The following is a 20,791-nucleotide window of genomic DNA, read 5'->3' as shown; positions in this document are numbered from 1 at the left end:
AGGGGGGAGGGCTTACCAGCGTTCGTTCCATGGGCGCAGGTCCAGCTCAAAGGTCCAGGCATCCCGTGGCTGACTGTGCAGAAACCAATAGTTTTCGGCGATGTGCTCTGGATCGAGAATGCCGTCCTGATCCTTGGTCGCGTATTTCTCGGGAAAGCTGTTGCGGATGAAGTCGGTATCGATCGCACCATCAACCACGACGTGGGCGACATGAATGTTCATCGGCCCCAACTCTCTCGCCATGCTTTGCGCGAGTGCGCGGATGCCATGTTTGGCTCCAGCGAAAGCGGCAAATCCAGAAGCACCGCGCAGCCCGGCCGTGGCACCAGTGAACAGAATCGTACCGCGCTGCCGAGTGACCATGCGCTTGGCCACTTCACGGGCATTGAGAAAACCGGAGAAGCAGGCCATCTCCCAGATCTTGAAATATTTGCGCGCGGTTTCTTCGAGAATGCTGCAGGGCACGTTGGCGCCGATGTTGAAAACAAAGGCTTCGATCGGGCCGACGCGGGTTTCGATGTCTTCGATCAAGGCGATGACGTCTTCTTCCTTGCGCGCATCGCAGGCAAAACCATGGGCCTCACCGCCCTCAGCGATGATTGCGTCAACCAGAGGCTGCAATTTGTCGGCGCTGCGCCGGGTCACGCAGGCTATAAACCCCTCACTGGCAAAGCGCTTGGCAATCGACCCGCCGGTGGCATCACCGGCACCGACAACCAACACGACCTTCTTGTTATTCATGGGTGAATCCCTTTGGGTTAACGATCGTTTAGTTAACGAACGTTATGCTAGGATTTGGGCAGCGTCAAGGCGATCTACTTCAGGAGATGACATGCGTTATTCGGCCGGACACAAATCGGAAACCCGCGAACGATTGCTGCAAAGCAGCGCGCTGTCGGCAAAGAAATCGGGGTTTTCCACGGTGGGCGTGGATGGCCTGATGAAAGCCATCGGTTTGAGTGGCGCCGCGTTCTACAGCCACTTTGCATCCAAGGATGCGTTGTTCGCTGCCATCGTCGAGCGAGAGTTGAGTGAAAGTCTTGAGCGCCTTGGTGGCCAGGGTGGTGCAGATAGGCAGCGGCTGGAGCGTTGTCTGAAGCAGTACCTGAGCATGGCCCACGTCGAGCAACCAGAGTCCGGTTGCGCGCTGCCGACATTGGGCGCAGAGGTTGCCCGTGCCGATATGCAGGTGCGTGAGCAGGCTGAACAGTGGATCTGCCGTCTTCAGCAGGGCTGGGCTGAGATCCTGGAAAGCGAGAGTCTGGCCTGGTCGGTGCTGTCGCAATGTGTGGGTGCGTTGGTGGTCGCGCGAATGCTGGCAACACCGGACGTGCAGCGTACGGTGTTGCGCTCGAGTCATGAGCAAATCACTCGTCAGCTCGCTTTGCCACGAGCCGAGTAGTTATTTGCAGATGACGATCATGCTGCGGCTGGTATAACCGGCGGGGTTCAGGCCGAACGGATAATCGCCAGGTTCCTCGACGGCATCCCCGGATTTGGCGATCACCTTGTAACCCTTGGGGGCGCAGGAGTTGGCTGCGCTGGTGTAGCACTTGTCCCATGAGGATGAAAGACCGGAACAGTTGATGTGCAGTCCCTTCTTGCCGCGTTTGACCTGGGTTTCCGAAGTCGCCGCGCAACTCGCGATCGCCAGCAGGGCGATCATTAGCAAAATTCGTTTCATTACCATCCTTAATAGCGGCCGCGAGTCTGGTGCTCGGGTCTGCCTGTATTCGCTCGCGTTTGCAGCGTGGTGCCGTCCTTTGCGAAAAAATCCATGCCTGGCGATGGGTTACGCAGCTAAACATGGCCTAAATGAGCGCCAATTACCAGAGCCACTTTCGCTACGCTTCAGTCAGCCGCGACAGCAGGCTTTGCTCCGCTACCCATGGTCATGGTTGCGCCCACTGAAGCCAGAATAATGCACAGGATGGCCAGCCATTGTGACAATGAAAGGTATTCTTGGAGAAAAAGCAGACCTGATAGTGCTCCAAAGGCCGGTTCGATACTCATGAGCGTGCCGAAGGTGCGCGCGGGCATACGCGTCAGCGCGACCATCTCCAGGGTATAGGGCAGGGCGGTGGACAGAATGGCGACGCCGATAGCGATCGGAATCAGTGATGGTGTAAGCAGCGCAGCGCCGGCATGAACGATTCCGATCGGTGCCACGAACAGCGCTGCGATCATTACGCCGAGGGCTGCCGTCGTCACCCCGTTATCGGCGCCGGCCTTTTGCCCGAACAAAATGTACAGCGCCCAGCAGACCCCGGCGCCCAGCGCATAGCCCGCTCCGACGAGGTCAATGCCAGCAGTGGTTGCCCCAGTAGGTATTAATAGGAGCAAACCGACTGCAGCGAGCGCGATCCAGACAAAATCGATGGCGCGGCGGGAGGCATATATAGCTACCGCCAATGGGCCGGTGAATTCCAGCGCAACGGCGATGCCCAGCGGCACTGTGCGCAGCGACATATAAAAGAGGAAGTTCATTCCTCCCAGTGCCATTCCGTAGACGATCACGGTACGAAGAGACTTGGCGGTCAGCTTTGCACGCCATGGGCGCAGTATCAGCAGCATGATCAAGCTGGCAAAGATCAGGCGCAGCGTGGTTGTTCCTTGTGCGCCGATAATGGGGAACATGCTTTTGGCCAGAGAAGCGCCCGACTGGATGGACGCCATGGCTATCATGAGCAGGCAAACCGGAAACAATGTGGAAGCAAGGGAGCGAGGTTGATCATTCATTGCGCGGCAGCATCCAAGGCAAAAACACAGTATTGTTGTGGTAGTGGGCAATATACTGCGCATTGGATGGGGTCGCGTCTATATATAGAAAGCGTTTTTGCTGATTTGAAAGAAAAGCGAAATTAACGGTTGACGGCAGATTCCAGAGGTCTATAATTCGCCCCACTTCCGGCGCAGTCGAAACGGAAAACTCCTTGAGATTCAGAGAGTTACGCAGTTTTCGACAGCGGCTTGCTTCAGGTCATCGAAGCCTGGAAGGAGTTGAAAGGGCAGTGATGTGTAGCTCTTTTAACGGTTCGATCTTCTCGGTCGAAAGCGGAGAAAAAGAGGTGTTGACAGCAGCGATTAACGCTGTAGAATTCGCCTCCCGCTAACGAGAGATCGGAAGCGCAAGTGGTTGAAGTTGTTGAAGAATTCTTCGAAAACTTCTGAAAATAATCTCTTGACAGCAAATGAGGCTGCTGTAGAATGCGCGCCTCGGTTGAGACGAAAGATCTTAACCAACCGCTCTTTAACAACTGAATCAAGCAATTCGTGTGGGTGCTTGTGCAGTCAGACTGATAGTCAACAAGATTATCAGCATCACAAGTTACTCCGCGAGAAATCAAAGATGTAACCAACGATTGCTGAGCCAAGTTTAGGGTTTCTTAAAAACCCAAAGATGTTTGAACTGAAGAGTTTGATCATGGCTCAGATTGAACGCTGGCGGCAGGCCTAACACATGCAAGTCGAGCGGATGAGAGGAGCTTGCTCCTGGATTCAGCGGCGGACGGGTGAGTAATGCCTAGGAATCTGCCTGATAGTGGGGGACAACGTTTCGAAAGGAACGCTAATACCGCATACGTCCTACGGGAGAAAGCAGGGGACCTTCGGGCCTTGCGCTATCAGATGAGCCTAGGTCGGATTAGCTAGTTGGTGAGGTAATGGCTCACCAAGGCGACGATCCGTAACTGGTCTGAGAGGATGATCAGTCACACTGGAACTGAGACACGGTCCAGACTCCTACGGGAGGCAGCAGTGGGGAATATTGGACAATGGGCGAAAGCCTGATCCAGCCATGCCGCGTGTGTGAAGAAGGTCTTCGGATTGTAAAGCACTTTAAGTTGGGAGGAAGGGTTGTAGATTAATACTCTGCAATTTTGACGTTACCGACAGAATAAGCACCGGCTAACTCTGTGCCAGCAGCCGCGGTAATACAGAGGGTGCAAGCGTTAATCGGAATTACTGGGCGTAAAGCGCGCGTAGGTGGTTTGTTAAGTTGGATGTGAAATCCCCGGGCTCAACCTGGGAACTGCATCCAAAACTGGCAAGCTAGAGTATGGTAGAGGGTGGTGGAATTTCCTGTGTAGCGGTGAAATGCGTAGATATAGGAAGGAACACCAGTGGCGAAGGCGACCACCTGGACTGATACTGACACTGAGGTGCGAAAGCGTGGGGAGCAAACAGGATTAGATACCCTGGTAGTCCACGCCGTAAACGATGTCAACTAGCCGTTGGGAGCCTTGAGCTCTTAGTGGCGCAGCTAACGCATTAAGTTGACCGCCTGGGGAGTACGGCCGCAAGGTTAAAACTCAAATGAATTGACGGGGGCCCGCACAAGCGGTGGAGCATGTGGTTTAATTCGAAGCAACGCGAAGAACCTTACCAGGCCTTGACATCCAATGAACTTTCCAGAGATGGATTGGTGCCTTCGGGAACATTGAGACAGGTGCTGCATGGCTGTCGTCAGCTCGTGTCGTGAGATGTTGGGTTAAGTCCCGTAACGAGCGCAACCCTTGTCCTTAGTTACCAGCACGTAATGGTGGGCACTCTAAGGAGACTGCCGGTGACAAACCGGAGGAAGGTGGGGATGACGTCAAGTCATCATGGCCCTTACGGCCTGGGCTACACACGTGCTACAATGGTCGGTACAAAGGGTTGCCAAGCCGCGAGGTGGAGCTAATCCCATAAAACCGATCGTAGTCCGGATCGCAGTCTGCAACTCGACTGCGTGAAGTCGGAATCGCTAGTAATCGCGAATCAGAATGTCGCGGTGAATACGTTCCCGGGCCTTGTACACACCGCCCGTCACACCATGGGAGTGGGTTGCACCAGAAGTAGCTAGTCTAACCTTCGGGAGGACGGTTACCACGGTGTGATTCATGACTGGGGTGAAGTCGTAACAAGGTAGCCGTAGGGGAACCTGCGGCTGGATCACCTCCTTAATCGACGACATCAGCTGCTGCATGAGCTCCCACACGAATTGCTTGATTCATTGAAGAAGACGATAGAAGCAGCCCGAAATTGGGTCTGTAGCTCAGTTGGTTAGAGCGCACCCCTGATAAGGGTGAGGTCGGCAGTTCGAATCTGCCCAGACCCACCAATTTTGTGTGGGAAACGCCTGTAGAAATACGGGGCCATAGCTCAGCTGGGAGAGCGCCTGCCTTGCACGCAGGAGGTCAGCGGTTCGATCCCGCTTGGCTCCACCACTACTGCTTCTGAAGTTTGAAAGCTTAGAAATGAGCATTCCACCGGTTTGGTGATGAATGTTGATTTCTAGTCTTTGACTAGATCGTTCTTTAAAAATTTGGGTATGTGATAGAAAGATAGACTGAACGTTACTTTCACTGGTAACGGATCAGGCTAAGGTAAAATTTGTGAGTTCTCTTAGTTGAGAAATTCGAATTTTCGGCGAATGTCGTCTTCACAGTATAACCAGATTGCTTGGGGTTATATGGTCAAGTGAAGAAGCGCATACGGTGGATGCCTTGGCAGTCAGAGGCGATGAAAGACGTGGTAGCCTGCGAAAAGCTTCGGGGAGTCGGCAAACAGACTTTGATCCGGAGATGTCTGAATGGGGGAACCCAGCCATCATAAGATGGTTATCTTGTACTGAATACATAGGTGCAAGAGGCGAACCAGGGGAACTGAAACATCTAAGTACCCTGAGGAAAAGAAATCAACCGAGATTCCCTTAGTAGTGGCGAGCGAACGGGGACTAGCCCTTAAGTGGCTTTGAGATTAGCGGAACGCTCTGGAAAGTGCGGCCATAGTGGGTGATAGCCCTGTACGCGAAAATCTCTTAGTCATGAAATCGAGTAGGACGGAGCACGAGAAACTTTGTCTGAATATGGGGGGACCATCCTCCAAGGCTAAATACTACTGACTGACCGATAGTGAACTAGTACCGTGAGGGAAAGGCGAAAAGAACCCCGGAGAGGGGAGTGAAATAGATCCTGAAACCGTATGCGTACAAGCAGTGGGAGCAGACTTTGTTCTGTGACTGCGTACCTTTTGTATAATGGGTCAGCGACTTATTTTCAGTGGCGAGCTTAACCGAATAGGGGAGGCGTAGCGAAAGCGAGTCTTAATAGGGCGTCTAGTCGCTGGGAATAGACCCGAAACCGGGCGATCTATCCATGGGCAGGTTGAAGGTTAGGTAACACTGACTGGAGGACCGAACCGACTACCGTTGAAAAGTTAGCGGATGACCTGTGGATCGGAGTGAAAGGCTAATCAAGCTCGGAGATAGCTGGTTCTCCTCGAAAGCTATTTAGGTAGCGCCTCATGTATCACTGTAGGGGGTAGAGCACTGTTTCGGCTAGGGGGTCATCCCGACTTACCAAACCGATGCAAACTCCGAATACCTACAAGTGCCGAGCATGGGAGACACACGGCGGGTGCTAACGTCCGTCGTGAAAAGGGAAACAACCCAGACCGTCAGCTAAGGTCCCAAAGTTATGGTTAAGTGGGAAACGATGTGGGAAGGCTTAGACAGCTAGGAGGTTGGCTTAGAAGCAGCCACCCTTTAAAGAAAGCGTAATAGCTCACTAGTCGAGTCGGCCTGCGCGGAAGATGTAACGGGGCTCAAACCATACACCGAAGCTACGGGTATCACCTTCGGGTGATGCGGTAGAGGAGCGTTCTGTAAGCCTGTGAAGGTGAGTTGAGAAGCTTGCTGGAGGTATCAGAAGTGCGAATGCTGACATGAGTAACGACAATGGGTGTGAAAAACACCCACGCCGAAAGACCAAGGTTTCCTGCGCAACGTTAATCGACGCAGGGTTAGTCGGTCCCTAAGGCGAGGCTGAAAAGCGTAGTCGATGGAAAACAGGTTAATATTCCTGTACTTCTGGTTATTGCGATGGAGGGACGGAGAAGGCTAGGCCAGCTTGGCGTTGGTTGTCCAAGTTTAAGGTGGTAGGCTGAGATCTTAGGTAAATCCGGGATCTTAAGGCCGAGAGCTGATGACGAGTGTTCTTTTAGAACACGAAGTGGTTGATGCCATGCTTCCAAGAAAAGCTTCTAAGCTTCAGATAACCAGGAACCGTACCCCAAACCGACACAGGTGGTTGGGTAGAGAATACCAAGGCGCTTGAGAGAACTCGGGTGAAGGAACTAGGCAAAATGGCACCGTAACTTCGGGAGAAGGTGCGCCGGTGAGGGTGAAGGACTTGCTCCGTAAGCTCATGCCGGTCGAAGATACCAGGCCGCTGCGACTGTTTATTAAAAACACAGCACTCTGCAAACACGAAAGTGGACGTATAGGGTGTGACGCCTGCCCGGTGCCGGAAGGTTAATTGATGGGGTTAGCTAACGCGAAGCTCTTGATCGAAGCCCCGGTAAACGGCGGCCGTAACTATAACGGTCCTAAGGTAGCGAAATTCCTTGTCGGGTAAGTTCCGACCTGCACGAATGGCGTAACGATGGCGGCGCTGTCTCCACCCGAGACTCAGTGAAATTGAAATCGCTGTGAAGATGCAGTGTATCCGCGGCTAGACGGAAAGACCCCGTGAACCTTTACTATAGCTTTGCACTGGACTTTGAATTTGCTTGTGTAGGATAGGTGGGAGGCTTTGAAGCGTGGACGCCAGTTCGCGTGGAGCCATCCTTGAAATACCACCCTGGCAACTTTGAGGTTCTAACTCAGGTCCGTTATCCGGATCGAGGACAGTGTATGGTGGGTAGTTTGACTGGGGCGGTCTCCTCCTAAAGAGTAACGGAGGAGTACGAAGGTGCGCTCAGACCGGTCGGAAATCGGTCGTAGAGTATAAAGGCAAAAGCGCGCTTGACTGCGAGACAGACACGTCGAGCAGGTACGAAAGTAGGTCTTAGTGATCCGGTGGTTCTGTATGGAAGGGCCATCGCTCAACGGATAAAAGGTACTCCGGGGATAACAGGCTGATACCGCCCAAGAGTTCATATCGACGGCGGTGTTTGGCACCTCGATGTCGGCTCATCACATCCTGGGGCTGAAGCCGGTCCCAAGGGTATGGCTGTTCGCCATTTAAAGTGGTACGCGAGCTGGGTTTAGAACGTCGTGAGACAGTTCGGTCCCTATCTGCCGTGGACGTTTGAGATTTGAGAGGGGCTGCTCCTAGTACGAGAGGACCGGAGTGGACGAACCTCTGGTGTTCCGGTTGTCACGCCAGTGGCATTGCCGGGTAGCTATGTTCGGGAAAGATAACCGCTGAAAGCATCTAAGCGGGAAACTTGCCTCAAGATGAGATCTCACTGGAACCTTGAGTTCCCTGAAGGGCCGTCGAAGACTACGACGTTGATAGGTTGGGTGTGTAAGCGCTGTGAGGCGTTGAGCTAACCAATACTAATTGCCCGTGAGGCTTGACCATATAACACCCAAGCAATTTGCTGACCTGAAAAGGCACCAGATTGCGGTGTGTGAAGACGAAACGAACCGAAAGTTCGAAGTTCACAAACACCTAGCTGTCACATACCCAATTTGCTGAAGCGAGGCCATCTGGTCCCGAGTCAGTACCCGAATTTCTTGACGACCATAGAGCGTTGGAACCACCTGATCCCATCCCGAACTCAGCAGTGAAACGATGCATCGCCGATGGTAGTGTGGGGTTTCCCCATGTGAGAGTAGGTCATCGTCAAGATTAAATTCCGAAACCCCAATTGCGAAAGCAGTTGGGGTTTTGTTTTGCCTGCGAGAAAGTTTTTAGCCTGCCACCGGGGAAATTCATCCTGAAGTGGATGGCGAGTTTTGGTATGGTGCAGCTCGTTTTTTAACGGACTGATGCCCTGCCCATGGATCGGCACTCATTTACGTCAAAGAGTTGCTGTAGAAATGCCTGAACCAATCCCGATCAAGGACCATGAAAAAGAGACGAGGCTGGTCAACAAACGCTTGATTGCCTGTGCTCTGTTCGTGTTCGCCATCAGCTGCGCTTTGGTGGTGCGCCTGTACATTCTCCAGGTCGTGGAATTCGATTACCACTCGACCATCTCCGAAAACAACCGTGTCCATGTCCTGCCGATACCGCCGACGCGGGGATTGATCTACGACCGCAACGGCGTATTGCTCGCCGACAACCGTCCCAGCTACAACCTGACCATCACTCGTGAGCGTGCAACCGACGTCAATCAGGAGCTGGACGAAGTCATCAACTTGCTGCACTTGCCTGCTGAAGACCGCACGGTATTCGACAAGGCGATGAAGCAATCCCGGCATCCATTTACACCGGTCACACTGTTTTATGAGCTGACGGAAGAGCAGATCGCCGTCCTGGCGGTGAACGAATTTCGCTTGCCGGGCATTGATGTCGAACCGCAGTTTGTCCGGCACTATCCTCTCGGCGCACATTTCGCTCATTCAATCGGTTATGTCGGTCGGATCAATGAAAAGGAAGCTAAAACCCTCGACTCCGTGGAATACCGAGGTACGCAGTCCATTGGTAAAACCGGTATCGAGCGTTTTTATGAGGCGCAGTTGCACGGCCATGTCGGTTACGAAGAAGTCGAGACCAATGCTCAAGGCCGCGTGCTGCGGGTGCTCAAGCACACGGATCCGGTTCCAGGTAAAAACATCGTCCTTAGTCTTGACGTCAAACTGCAGGAAGCCGCCGAAGCTGCTTTGGGAGACCGTCGTGGTTCAGTGGTAGCTCTCGACCCGTCCACCGGAGAAGTGCTGGCGATGGTCAGCAATCCGAGCTTCGATCCGAATCTGTTCGTCACCGGGATCAGTTCGAAGGAATATTCAGCGCTGCGGGATTCCATCGATCGGCCATTGTTCAACCGCGTATTGCGTGGCCTGTACGCCCCAGGCTCGACGATCAAACCGGAAGTCGCCATCGCAGGGCTGGACGCAGGCGTCGTAACTCCGCAGACCCGCGTATTCGATCCCGGCTATTACCAACTACCGGACTTCGATCACAAGTATCGCAACTGGAACCACAGCGGTGATGGTTGGGTGGACATGGACGCGGCGATCATGCGTTCCAACGACACCTACTTCTACGACTTGGCGCACAAGCTTGGCATCGATCGTCTGCACGACTACATGGCGATGTTCGGCCTTGGTGAAAAAGTCTCGCTGGACATGTTTGAAGAGTCCCCCGGTCTGATGCCGTCGCAGGCGTGGAAACGCGCTACACGGCGACAGGCCTGGTATCCCGGCGAGACGGTTATTCTCGGCATCGGCCAGGGATACATGCAGGTCACACCGCTGCAATTGGCCCAGGCCACTGCCCTGATCGCCAATAAGGGGATATGGAATAGGCCGCACTTGGCCAAGTCGGTCGACGGTGTAGCGCCGGTCGACGAACATCCAATGCCCAATATCCTGCTCAAGGACCCGCGCGATTGGGAGCAGGTCAATCACGGTATGCAGATGGTCATGCACGATGCTCGAGGTATTGCCCGTGCGGCCGCTGCGGGTGCGCAATACCGCATCGCCGGCAAGAGTGGCACGGCGCAAGTGGTAGCGATCAAGCAAGGGGAGCGCTACAACCGCGAGAAAACCCTGGAGCGCCACCGTGATAACGCCCTGTTTGTAGGATTCGCACCGGCCGAGCATCCGAAGATCGCCATCTCGGTAATGATCGAGAACGGCGAGGCGGGTGGTCGTGTTGCCGGTCCAGTAGTGCGGCAGATCATGGACGCCTGGTTACTCGATCAGGATGGTCACCTTAAACCTCAATACGCTGCGCCGAGCAAAGCGCCGGGCGATCCTCACGTCTGAGGCGTAACGGTTCACAGCACAGGCTCCGTAAGCGGAGCCTGTGATTACGCACCCGGTACCGGGCAGCTCATATCACCTTCCTCACATTTCAAATACTGCTTGAGGGTTTCTACTCTGGCCTTGGTTACGGCTGTAAGACAACTACTGTAAACCAATGGATAAACACTCCCGCCTGCCACCCCAGAAGCCGAAAACTTGCACTCGGCATCCCGAAAGCTGACCCACGCCCGCTGCGCATTGACCAGCAGCTTCTTTCCGTCCGGGTTGTCCTTCAGGCGTCCGGTGATCTGCTGATAGAGCGTATTCAGTTCCTTGTCTGCCGCTTTGAAGGCTTGCCCCGCGCATTGATTCATCGTCGCCTGATCGCTGGCGTTGGCACAATCAACGGCGGCATGGGCGAAAGGGGCAAACAAAAAGGGCGCAGAGGCCAGAAGCAGACGCACTGACATAAGGTTCTCGCTGTATCGAGTGGAAAGAGTGTATCGAGTGTTATGTACGTAGCCGGGAGGCCTCAAGCAAGCGATCCGCAGTGGCGGTGATTTCTTCGCCTTCATGCAGCCGCTCCAGCCAGTGCTCGGGGATCGCCCGAGCGCTGTAGTAAGCACCTGCCAACTGACCCACGATAGCAGCCGTTGTATCCGCATCATCACCGAGATTGGCTGCTTTCAACACCGCTTCGGCGAATGTCTGCGTATGGTGAAAGCACCACAAAGCGGCTTCCAGCGATTGGACGCTATAACCACTGCCTTTTATTTCAGTTTCCGCTTTGTGAAGGTACTCACCCTGAGCAATCGCAACCACCTTGGGCTGGGAAAGCTTGAGCAGTGGCGCCCGGCGAAGCTGTGTTTTCTCCGCACCCTCAAGCGCTCGTGCAATCAGATCAGCCAGCAATTGGCAGCACTCGATTGCCTCCGGCGCCGCATGGGTTGTGCGCGAACTGTCGGCAGCAAAGGCCTGTATTTGGCGATTATCGGGGAAATAGAACAGCACGATGGGCGCCAACCGCATCAGCGACCCGTTGCCAGCTGTCAACGGGTCAGTCGAGCCGGCAAAAGGCTCTCCGCTTCGCTGATACTGTTGCAGCGCCTGGCTCACGGTCATGCCGATGTCGAAACATTCACCGGTGGAGCTCAGATATCCCCATTTCCACCAATTGAGATAGCGGCCCATCTGATCAGCCGCGTCGAAACCGTTTTTGCGCAGCAGGCTCTCGGCCAGGCAGAGTGCCATTGAGGTGTCATCGGTCCATTGCCCTGGCTTGAGCTGGAACGGGCCACCGCCGACCATGTCGCTCAGCGGCTGGAATGATCCTCGCGGCTGGAACTCAACTGTTGTGCCGACCGCATCGCCGCAAGCCAGGCCGAGGAGGGCGCCGCGATACCGATCGGCAAGAGAGGGCTGCATGATTCGTCCTTGTTTCTGCGGATTCGCTGGAAAGATAACAGGTCAGGCGGCGCCGATCACAGAGCGCAAACTACCGCAGGATGTGTCCGCTCGAATCGATGCCTGCAGCGCCTGGATACAACTTCGCATTGGACATGTGGTCATACAAGCCTAGTGTTCAGAACAGGAGGTGACGTATGAAACCAGTACCTAACAGTTTCGAACGCAAGATCACGCTCAAGGCGTCGCGTTCCCATGTCTGGCGCGCATTGGTCGATGCAGAGGCGTTCGGCCAGTGGTTTGGCGTGGCACTTGAGGGCCGGCGCTTCATTGCCGGTGAGTGGACGCAGGGCCAGGTCACGTACCCCGGTTATGAACACGTATTGTGGAATGTGCTGATCGAGCGGGTCGAGCCGCAGCAGTTGTTTTCTTTCCGCTGGCACCCGTATGCGGTCAACCCGAAGATCGACTACTCGCAAGAGCCGACCACGCTGGTCAAGTTCGAATTGCAGGACTTCGAGGACGGCACTCTACTCAAGGTCTCGGAGTCCGGCTTCGCGCACATCCCTGATATCCGTCAGAAAGAGGCGTATTACATGGACAGTCGCGGCTGGGAGGAGCAGTTGAGCAGGCTTGAACAGTTTCTCGCCGAAAGCGCCGGGGCTCGTGAAAGCGGCGGTGCCTGACGGACCTAGGGGTTTTCGGAAGTGTTTGTATGGCGAATGTCTTACACGCGTTGGTAGCTTTTACGACTATTGCTGATTGGATCCACTGGGTAATCTACACACATCAACTGAGACACAGGGAGTGTTTCAGGATCATGGACGATCGACCATCGCAAGGATCGCTGCCGACAGGGAGTCGATAATGGTCTTGGGAAAAACCCGCTTCGGCGGGTTTTTTTTCGCCTGAATGTAGGAGCCGCCGAAGGCTGCGATCTTTTGATCCTGCTTTTAAAAGCCAGGTCAAAAAGATCACAGCCTGGGCGAATGTCATCCCGTCACGAAGCAATCAACTGCCGCAACACATAATGCAGGATCCCCCCGGATTTGAAGTACTCGACCTCATTCAGCGTATCAATGCGGCACAAGACTTCGATTCTCTCCTGACGCCCATCCTCCCGAGTGATAACCAGCGGCAGGTTCATCCGCGGCCTCAGCTCGACGCCGGTCAATCCCAGAATCTCGAACATCTCTTTGCCGGTCAGATTCAGACTCTTGCGATTCTGATCAAGCTTGAACTGCAACGGCAGCACACCCATGCCGACCAGATTCGAGCGGTGAATACGTTCGAAGCTCTCCGCAATCACCGCTTTGACGCCCAGCAGATTGGTGCCTTTCGCCGCCCAGTCACGGCTCGACCCGGTGCCGTACTCCTGACCGGCAATCACCACCAACGGCGTACCCGACGCCTGATATTTCATCGCTGCGTCATAGATCGCCATTTTTTCCCCGGTGGGAATGTAAAGTGTGTTGCCACCTTCCTCGCCACCCAGCATCTCGTTGCGAATACGGATGTTGGCAAACGTACCGCGCATCATCACTTCATGATTGCCGCGACGGGAACCGTAGGAGTTGAAGTCGCGCGGCTCCACGCCTTTTTCCTGCAGGTATCGCCCGGCCGGGCTGTCGATCTTGATGTTGCCGGCGGGGGAGATGTGGTCGGTGGTCACTGAATCGCCGAGCAAGGCCAAGACCCGCGCGCCTTTGACGTCTTTGACTTCCGGCAGAGGGCCGGAAATGTCGTCGAAGAAAGGTGGATGCTGAATGTAGGTCGAATTGTCCTGCCACACGTAAGTCGCCGCTTGCGGCACCTCGATGGCCTGCCATTGCTCATCACCGGCAAACACTTCGGCGTATTCCTTGTGGAACATCGCCGTGTTGACCTGATTCACCGCTTCGGCGATTTCCCGGCTGCTCGGCCAGATATCGCGCAGGTATACCGGATTGCCCTGCTGATCCTCACCCAGCGGTTCGCTGCTGATGTCGGTGCGCACGCTGCCAGCCAGTGCGTAGGCGACGACCAGCGGAGGCGAGGCCAGCCAGTTGGTTTTCACCAGCGGGTGTACGCGACCTTCGAAGTTGCGGTTGCCGGACAAGACCGACGCGACGGTCAGATCGGCTTTCTGAATGGCTTTCTCGATCGGCTCCGGCAGTGGCCCGGAGTTGCCAATGCAGGTGGTGCAACCGTAGCCAACTAACGAAAACCCGAGCTGATCAAGGTATTGAGTCAGCCCGGCAGCCTTGTAATAGTCGGTGACGACTTTCGAACCGGGGGCCAGTGAGCTTTTGACCCAAGGCTTGCGCGTCAGACCTTTCTCGACAGCTTTTTTCGCCAGCAGTCCAGCAGCCATCATCACGCTCGGGTTGGAGGTGTTGGTGCAGGAGGTAATCGCGGCGATGACCACTGCACCGTTTTTCAGGCGATAGGTCTTGCCCTCGTATTCGTAGTCCGCTTCGCCCACCAGATCGGCGTTGCCCACTGCTACGCCGCCGCCACCCTCGCTTTCCAGGCGTCCTTCTTCCTTGCTGGTGGGTTTGAATTGCAGGTCGATGAAATCACTGAAGGCCTGCGCGACGTTCGGCAGCGAGACGCGATCCTGCGGACGTTTCGGTCCGGCCAGGCTGGCCTCGACGCTGCCCATGTCCAAAGCCAGGCTGTCGGTGAACACCGGCTCCTGACCCGGCAGACGCCACAGGCCTTGAGCCTTGGTGTAGGCCTCGACCAGTTTCACCACTTCCGGCGGCCGGCCAGACAGGCGCAGGTATTCCAGCGTGACATCGTCGACCGGGAAGAAGCCGCACGTCGCACCGTATTCCGGGGCCATGTTGGCGATGGTTGCGCGGTCGGCCAGTGGCAGATCGGCGAGACCATCGCCATAGAACTCGACGAATTTGCCGACTACGCCTTTCTTGCGCAGCATCTGCGTTACGGTCAGCACCAGATCGGTGGCGGTGATGCCTTCCTTGAGTTTGCCGGTGAGTTTGAAGCCGATCACTTCCGGAATCAGCATCGATACCGGTTGCCCAAGCATCGCCGCTTCCGCTTCGATCCCGCCCACGCCCCAGCCGAGTACGCCGAGGCCGTTGATCATGGTGGTGTGGGAGTCGGTGCCGACCAGCGTGTCGGGGAACGCGTAGGTGCGGCCATCCTCGTCTTTGGTCCAAACGGTGCGGCCGAGATATTCGAGGTTGACCTGGTGGCAGATGCCGGTACCCGGCGGGACCACGCTGAAGTTATCGAACGCACTCTGGCCCCAGCGCAGAAAGGCATAGCGCTCGCCGTTGCGTTGCATTTCGATGTCGACGTTCTGTTCAAACGCACTGGCGCTACCAAACTTGTCGACCATCACCGAGTGGTCGATCACCAGGTCCACCGGCGACAACGGATTGATCCGCTGCGGATCGCCACCAGCCTTGGCCATTGCCGCGCGCATTGCGGCGAGATCGACGACGGCGGGGACACCAGTAAAATCCTGCATCAATACACGGGCAGGGCGGTACTGGATTTCGCGATCGGAGCGGCGCTCCTTGAGCCAGGCGGCGATGGCTTTGAGGTCAGCGCCGGTGACAGTTTTTTCGTCCTCCCAGCGCAGCAGATTTTCCAGCAGTACCTTCAACGACATCGGCAGCTTGTCGAGGTCGCCCAGGCTTTTGGCGGCTTCCGGCAGGCTGAAATAATGGTAGGTCGTGGCATCGATTTGTAGGGTTTTCAGTGACTTCAGACTATCGAGGGACGGCATTACGATCACTCCTTTGAGTCCGCACGGCTACGGACTGAGGGGACGGGCAGAGCATTAAACCTAGCCCTGTTTTGAGTAGCTGGCTAATAACTGGACTCTATCGGCGCAACCATGGTTCCGACTTCAGCTATCATGCGCCGGTTTTCGTGACAGGCATTGCGGCAACGCAAGGCTTGAGCATCGCGCAACGGTCGAATGATCGACCGTTGCCCAGGAGTAAGAATGAACACCCTATTCATGCATTGCCGGCCCGGCTTCGAAGGCGAAGTCTGTTCGGAGATTTCCGATCTCGCCGCCCGTCTCAATGTCGCCGGTTACGCCAAAGCCAAAACCGCCACGGCCTGCGCCGAGTTTGTCTGCACTGAAGCGGACGGCGCTGAACGCCTGATGCGCGGTCAGCGTTTCGCCGAATTGATCTTCCCGCGGCAGTGGGCGCGCGGCTTTTTCATCGATCTGCCGGAAAACGACCGGATCAGTGTGATTCTCGCGCACATGGCCGATTTTCCGGTGTTTGGCAGTCTGTGGCTGGAAGTGGTCGATACCAATGACGGCAAGGAACTGTCGAATTTCTGCAAAAAGTTCGAAGGACCGCTGCGCAAGGCGCTGACCGCCGCTGGCAAACTGATAGACGACGCCAGCAAGCCGCGTTTGTTGCTGACCTTCAAAAGCGGACGCGAGGTGTTTCTTGGCATGGCCGATGCCGGCAACTCGGCGATGTGGCCGATGGGCATTCCGCGCCTGAAGTTTCCTCGCGAGGCGCCCAGCCGTTCGACCTTGAAGCTGGAGGAGGCGTGGCACCACTTCATTCCACGTGATCAGTGGGAAGATCGCCTGCACAGCGACATGACCGGCGTTGACCTTGGCGCCGCGCCGGGCGGCTGGACCTGGCAACTGGTCAACCGGGGCATGCTGGTGACGGCGATCGACAACGGCCCGATGGCTGAAAGCCTGATGGAAACCGGACTGGTCCAGCATCTGATGGCGGACGGTTTTACCTTCAAGCCGAAGCAGCCGGTGGACTGGATGGTTTGCGACATCGTCGAGAAACCGGCGCGCAACGCGGCGATGCTGGAAGAGTGGATCGGCGAGGGGCATTGCCGCGAGGCGGTGGTCAACCTGAAGCTGCCGATGAAACAGCGTTATGCCGAGGTGAAACGTCTGCTCGAGCGCATTGCCGATGGATTCAAGGCACGTGGGATCAAGGTTGATATAGGCTGCAAGCAGTTGTATCACGACCGCGAGGAAGTGACTTGCCATCTGCGCCGGCACGACACCAGAAAACCCAAATCGCGCTGACACAACACTGAACCTGTGGGAGCGAGCCTGCTCGCGAAAGCGGTGGGGCAGCCAACGATGTGTTGACTGACGGATTGCCTTCGCGAGCAGGCTCGCTCCCACATGGGTTGGACGATGTCCCAAGCAATGCGCGACAATGCCGGCCAGTTTCTGGAGTGAACCATGAGTGAAATGATCGATACCCCGGTCGACGGCACCCTCGACGCCACCGGCCTCAATTGCCCGGAACCGGTGATGATGCTGCACCAGCACATCCGCGATCTGGTGCCCGGCGGCTTGCTAAAGGTGATCGCCACCGATCCCTCGACCAAGCGCGATATCCCCAAGTTCTGCGTGTTTCTTGACCATGAGCTGGTCAGCCAGCACGAAGAGGCCGGCACCTATCTGTACTGGATTCGCAAGAAGTCCTGACTCAGGGCAAAAAAAGACCTGCAAATGCAGGTCTTTTTTTATGGGTGATCAACCCGCCGAACGACTGATTCGAATCCGCTTGCGCGCACTGCGTGTCAGACGAATCGACAGCATCAACGCTGCGCAGCTCAAGCCGACAATCAAACCCTGCCACAAACCGCTCGGACCGCGTGGCTCGCCGAGCCAGTCGGTCAGGCCCAACGCGTAACCGACCGGCAGGCCGATGCCCCAGTAGGCGAAGAGAGTCAGGATCATCGTCACCCGGGTGTCCTGATAGCCACGCAGTGCGCCTGCTGCGGTCACCTGGATCGCATCGGAAAACTGGAACAGCGCTGAATAGACAATCAGCATCGCCGCAATGTGAATCACCGTTGGATCAGCGGTATAGATCGCCGCAATCGGCTCGCGCAGCGCCAGCATCAGGCTCGCCGACAGGCAGGCGTAGGCCAGCGCCGTGCCCATGCCGACTCCGGCGGCAAAGCGCGCTTCACGCGGTTCTTCGCGCCCAAGCGCCTGACCGACACGCACGGTGACCGCCATGCCCAGCGAATAGGGAATCATGAATACCAGCGAGCTGACGTTCAGCGCGATCTGATGCCCGGCCACCACCGTCGCGCCGAGGCTGCCGATCAGCAGGGCGATTACGGCAAAAATACTCGACTCGGCAAACACCGCGATGCCGATCGGCAAACCAATCGACAGCAGACGTTTGATCACCGCCCACTGCGGCCAGTCGAAGCGGCTGAACAATTCGCTTGAGCGATAGGCCGGTGCCCAGCGTTCGTACCCGGCCAGGCCCAGCGCCATTACCCACATCACGATCGCCGTGGCCCAGCCGCAGCCGACGCCGCCCATGGCCGGCACGCCGAAGTGGCCGTAGATGAAGATGTAGTTCAGCGGGATGTTCAGCGCCAGACCGCAGAGGCCCAGCACCATGGCCGGGCGGGTGCGGCCGATGCCATCGCTGGTGCAGCGCAGCACGTGATAGAAGGCCACCGCCGGCAAGCCGCTGGCGATGCCGTGCAGATATTGCATGCACGGGCCGATCAGCTCGGGATCGACCTTCATCAGGTGCAGCACCGGCTCGGCGGCGACCAGCATCGAGGTGGCGATCAGTCCGACTACCAATGCCAGCCATAACGCCTGACGCACGATCGGGCCGATCTCGCTGTGCTTGCCGGCGCCGAAACGCTGGGCGACTTTTGGTGTGGTGGCCAGCAGGGTGCCGGTCATCAACAGAAATACCGGAACCCAGATCGAGTTGCCCAGCGCCACTGCCGCCAGGTCCTTGGGGCCGACGCGCCCGGCCATCACCGCATCGACGAAGCCCATGGCCGTGGTCGCCAGTTGCGCGATGATGATCGGCAGGGCCAGGGCGAGCAGGTTTTTCAACTCCAGGCGAATCCGCGCAGGGCGGCTCAGCGAGACGGCGACAGGTTGGTCAGTTACAGGGTTCACAGGCAAAGCGTCCAGAAAGTATTGATGCGCAGAGCGGCGCATTCTACGCCGCTGACGCCTCGGTCAGGAAATATCCTCTGTTGCGTATTTGTAAGCGCAAACCCTGCTGGCTGATCGACGCGTCAGCACCTAAACTGCCGATCCGCCCAAGGAGCCCGCCATGCTGATTGTTGCCGACGAAAATATCCCGCTGCTCGATGCTTTTTTTGCCGGTTTCGGCGACATCCGCAGAGTGCCGGGCCGCTCCATTGACCGCGCGACGGTTGAGCAGGCCGATGTGTTGCTGGTGCGCTCGGTGACTAACGTCAATCGCGCGCTGCTCGAAGGCAGCAAGGTGCGCTTTGTCGGCACCTGCACCATCGGCACCGATCATCTGGATCTCGATTACTTCAACGAGGCCGGGATCTGCTGGTCGAGCGCGCCGGGTTGCAATGCCCGTGGTGTAGTCGACTACGTACTGGGCAGTCTGATGACACTGGCCGAAATCGAAGGCGCGGATCTAACTCAGCGTACTTACGGCGTCGTCGGCGCCGGTGAAGTGGGGGGGCGCTTGATCAAGGTTCTCAAGGGCTTGGGCTGGAACGTCAAGGTTTGCGATCCGCCGCGTCAGGCTGCCGAGGGCGGCGAATATGTCAGCCTTGAGCAGATCATCGAGCAGTGCGACGTAATCAGTCTGCATACGCCATTGACCCGCAGCGGCGACTCTGCAACCTGGCATCTGTTCGATCAACAGCGTTTGCAGCAACTCAAGCAGGGTGCATGGCTGATCAACGCGGCGCGCGGCCCTGTGGTGGATAACGTTGCGCTGCGTGAGGTGCTGCTGGAGCGCGAGGACCTGCAAGCGGTGCTCGACGTCTGGGAAAAAGAGCCGGAAGTCGACCCTGCGTTGGCCGAACTCTGCGTATTGGCCACGCCACATATTGCCGGTTACAGCCTCGATGGCAAGCAACGCGGGACCGCGCAGATTTATCAGGCCTACTGCGCTTTCAGCGGCCAACCTGCAGCTATCCAGCTCAGCGATCTGCTGTCAGCAACCTGGTTGTCGGAAGTTTCCCTGCACGGTGACAGCGATCCGGCGTGGGCGCTGGCGATGTTGTGCCGGGGCGTGTATGACCCGCGCCGCGATGATGCGGATTTCCGCCGCAGCCTGGTGGGAAATGTCGCTGAGCAGCGCTCGGCATTTGACGCGTTGCGCAAGCAATATCCGGTGCGACGCGAGATCGAAGGGCTGAAGGTGCGAATTGAAGGAGATGCGCCTGTGCTGCGGCAGATTGTTGAGGCGCTGGGGGCGGTGGCTGTCTGAATCAGCGCTGGCCTTTTCGCGAGCAGGCTCGCTCCCACAGGGGATCTACAGTGCAGCAAAGTTAAAGGTGGGAGCGAGCTTGCTCGCGAAAGCCACACCACCAATCCCGAATTGCAGATATAAAAAACCCGGCCAATCAGGGCCGGGTCAGGAAGACGGTGGCTACATCACTTTTGTTCGGCAGGCTTGACCAATCGCTTCTCCAGTTCGCGGCACGCGTCCTGGATCATGTCTTCAGTGATCGGTACTTCGCGCCCCTGCTCATCGATAATCGAGCAACCCAGAGACTGGTCGGGTTTGGTGCGGATCACTTCAATCTTGTCTTCGCTGCTGTGTTGCAAGGACATGGCCTGTCTCCTCATCAGGTTGTGTGCCTAAGTTAAAACCGCCACGTGACCAGGCTGTGACAACTCCCTGCGGTCTGTCGGCGGGCGGCATCTCTACTCAAACAGAAATGACCGCTCGTCTCAACCGCAACCTTAGACCAATCGTTTCT

At 56.5% G+C, this 20,791-nt stretch carries 14 protein-coding genes, 2 tRNA genes and 3 rRNA genes; 11 read left to right on the top strand and 8 right to left on the bottom strand.

Translation table 11 applies throughout. The features are described 5' to 3' along the window. Positions 1-12 precede the first annotated feature (12 nt). Entirely contained in the window at positions 13-741 is a 729-nt protein-coding gene (locus AB4O12_RS12740; RefSeq protein WP_256809676.1) for an SDR family oxidoreductase, read from the bottom strand. A gap of 91 nt (positions 742-832) precedes the next feature. On the opposite strand from AB4O12_RS12740, the gene AB4O12_RS12735 reads away from it, so the two are divergent. After that, positions 833-1,402, top strand: coding sequence for a TetR/AcrR family transcriptional regulator (locus AB4O12_RS12735; RefSeq protein WP_460062209.1), 570 nt, complete (start codon positions 833-835; stop codon positions 1,400-1,402). Here AB4O12_RS12735 and AB4O12_RS12730 read toward each other — a convergent pair whose 3' ends face one another. Then, positions 1,403-1,684 (bottom strand): hypothetical protein, encoded by a 282-nt coding sequence (locus tag AB4O12_RS12730; RefSeq protein WP_041478482.1) that lies wholly within the window; start codon positions 1,682-1,684, stop codon positions 1,403-1,405. 167 nt (positions 1,685-1,851) lie between these two features. Continuing rightward, a complete protein-coding gene (rhtA, locus tag AB4O12_RS12725) occupies positions 1,852-2,739 on the bottom strand; it encodes a threonine/homoserine exporter RhtA (RefSeq protein WP_252886574.1) in 888 nt (295 codons plus the stop codon). A 667-nt stretch (positions 2,740-3,406) separates the two neighbouring features. Here rhtA and AB4O12_RS12720 point away from each other — a divergent pair. The 6 genes from AB4O12_RS12720 to mrdA all read left to right on the top strand — a co-directional run bounded on the left by AB4O12_RS12720 (position 3,407) and on the right by mrdA (position 10,702). Then, positions 3,407-4,943 (top strand): 16S ribosomal RNA (locus AB4O12_RS12720). Positions 4,944-5,024: 81 nt separating this feature from the next. After that, positions 5,025-5,101: transfer RNA gene (locus tag AB4O12_RS12715), tRNA-Ile, on the top strand. Positions 5,102-5,131: 30 nt separating this feature from the next. Then, positions 5,132-5,207, top strand: a tRNA-Ala gene (locus tag AB4O12_RS12710). A gap of 247 nt (positions 5,208-5,454) precedes the next feature. After that, a 23S ribosomal RNA gene (locus AB4O12_RS12705) occupies positions 5,455-8,348 on the top strand. Positions 8,349-8,502: 154 nt separating this feature from the next. After that, positions 8,503-8,618: ribosomal RNA gene (rrf, locus tag AB4O12_RS12700) — 5S ribosomal RNA — on the top strand. Together the 16S, 23S and 5S rRNA genes with 2 tRNA genes alongside form the textbook arrangement of a ribosomal RNA operon. A 191-nt stretch (positions 8,619-8,809) precedes the next feature. Next, a complete protein-coding gene (gene mrdA, locus AB4O12_RS12695) occupies positions 8,810-10,702 on the top strand; it encodes a penicillin-binding protein 2 (RefSeq protein WP_056791554.1) in 1,893 nt (630 codons plus the stop codon). 44 nt (positions 10,703-10,746) lie between these two features. Here the strand turns inward: mrdA and AB4O12_RS12690 are convergent, their stop codons facing one another. Further along, a complete protein-coding gene (locus AB4O12_RS12690; protein WP_041477366.1) occupies positions 10,747-11,151 on the bottom strand; it encodes a lysozyme inhibitor LprI family protein in 405 nt (134 codons plus the stop codon). Between the two features lie 40 nt (positions 11,152-11,191). Next, a complete protein-coding gene (locus tag AB4O12_RS12685; protein WP_095182350.1) occupies positions 11,192-12,106 on the bottom strand; it encodes an ADP-ribosylglycohydrolase family protein in 915 nt (304 codons plus the stop codon). A 176-nt stretch (positions 12,107-12,282) separates the two neighbouring features. On the opposite strand from AB4O12_RS12685, the gene AB4O12_RS12680 reads away from it, so the two are divergent. Further along, on the top strand, positions 12,283-12,771 hold the full coding sequence (locus tag AB4O12_RS12680) for an SRPBCC family protein (RefSeq protein WP_460062205.1): 489 nt from the start codon (positions 12,283-12,285) through the stop codon (positions 12,769-12,771). A 314-nt stretch (positions 12,772-13,085) separates the two neighbouring features. On the opposite strand, the gene acnA is transcribed toward AB4O12_RS12680, so the two are convergent. Then, on the bottom strand, positions 13,086-15,827 hold the full coding sequence (gene acnA, locus AB4O12_RS12675; RefSeq protein ID WP_460062203.1) for an aconitate hydratase AcnA: 2,742 nt from the start codon (positions 15,825-15,827) through the stop codon (positions 13,086-13,088). Between the two features lie 222 nt (positions 15,828-16,049). On the opposite strand from acnA, the gene rlmM reads away from it, so the two are divergent. Together rlmM and tusA are read left to right on the top strand one after the other, a co-directional pair. Further along, positions 16,050-17,123, top strand: coding sequence for a 23S rRNA (cytidine(2498)-2'-O)-methyltransferase RlmM (gene rlmM, locus AB4O12_RS12670; protein WP_016775504.1), 1,074 nt, complete (start codon positions 16,050-16,052; stop codon positions 17,121-17,123). Positions 17,124-17,285: 162 nt separating this feature from the next. Beyond that, positions 17,286-17,534: a sulfurtransferase TusA gene (tusA, locus tag AB4O12_RS12665; RefSeq protein ID WP_016775503.1), complete on the top strand. Its 249-nt coding sequence runs from the start codon at positions 17,286-17,288 to the stop codon at positions 17,532-17,534. A 48-nt stretch (positions 17,535-17,582) separates the two neighbouring features. On the opposite strand, the gene AB4O12_RS12660 is transcribed toward tusA, so the two are convergent. Next, a complete protein-coding gene (locus AB4O12_RS12660) occupies positions 17,583-18,992 on the bottom strand; it encodes an MATE family efflux transporter (RefSeq protein ID WP_038862250.1) in 1,410 nt (469 codons plus the stop codon). A gap of 160 nt (positions 18,993-19,152) precedes the next feature. Between AB4O12_RS12660 and pdxB the strand changes: the two genes are divergently transcribed. Then, on the top strand, positions 19,153-20,295 hold the full coding sequence (pdxB, locus tag AB4O12_RS12655) for a 4-phosphoerythronate dehydrogenase PdxB (protein WP_460062199.1): 1,143 nt from the start codon (positions 19,153-19,155) through the stop codon (positions 20,293-20,295). A 167-nt stretch (positions 20,296-20,462) separates the two neighbouring features. Here the strand turns inward: pdxB and AB4O12_RS12650 are convergent, their stop codons facing one another. Then, the gene (locus AB4O12_RS12650; RefSeq protein WP_460062196.1) at positions 20,463-20,642 is read right to left on the bottom strand and encodes a PA1571 family protein; all 180 of its coding nucleotides are present in this window, start codon (positions 20,640-20,642) and stop codon (positions 20,463-20,465) included. Between the last annotated feature and the right edge of the window lie 149 nt (positions 20,643-20,791).

This window comes from Pseudomonas sp. S2_A05, from assembly GCF_054668485.1.
Note: the sequence above shows the minus strand (reverse complement) of the source record. Positions and strands in the feature narration are given on the sequence as shown.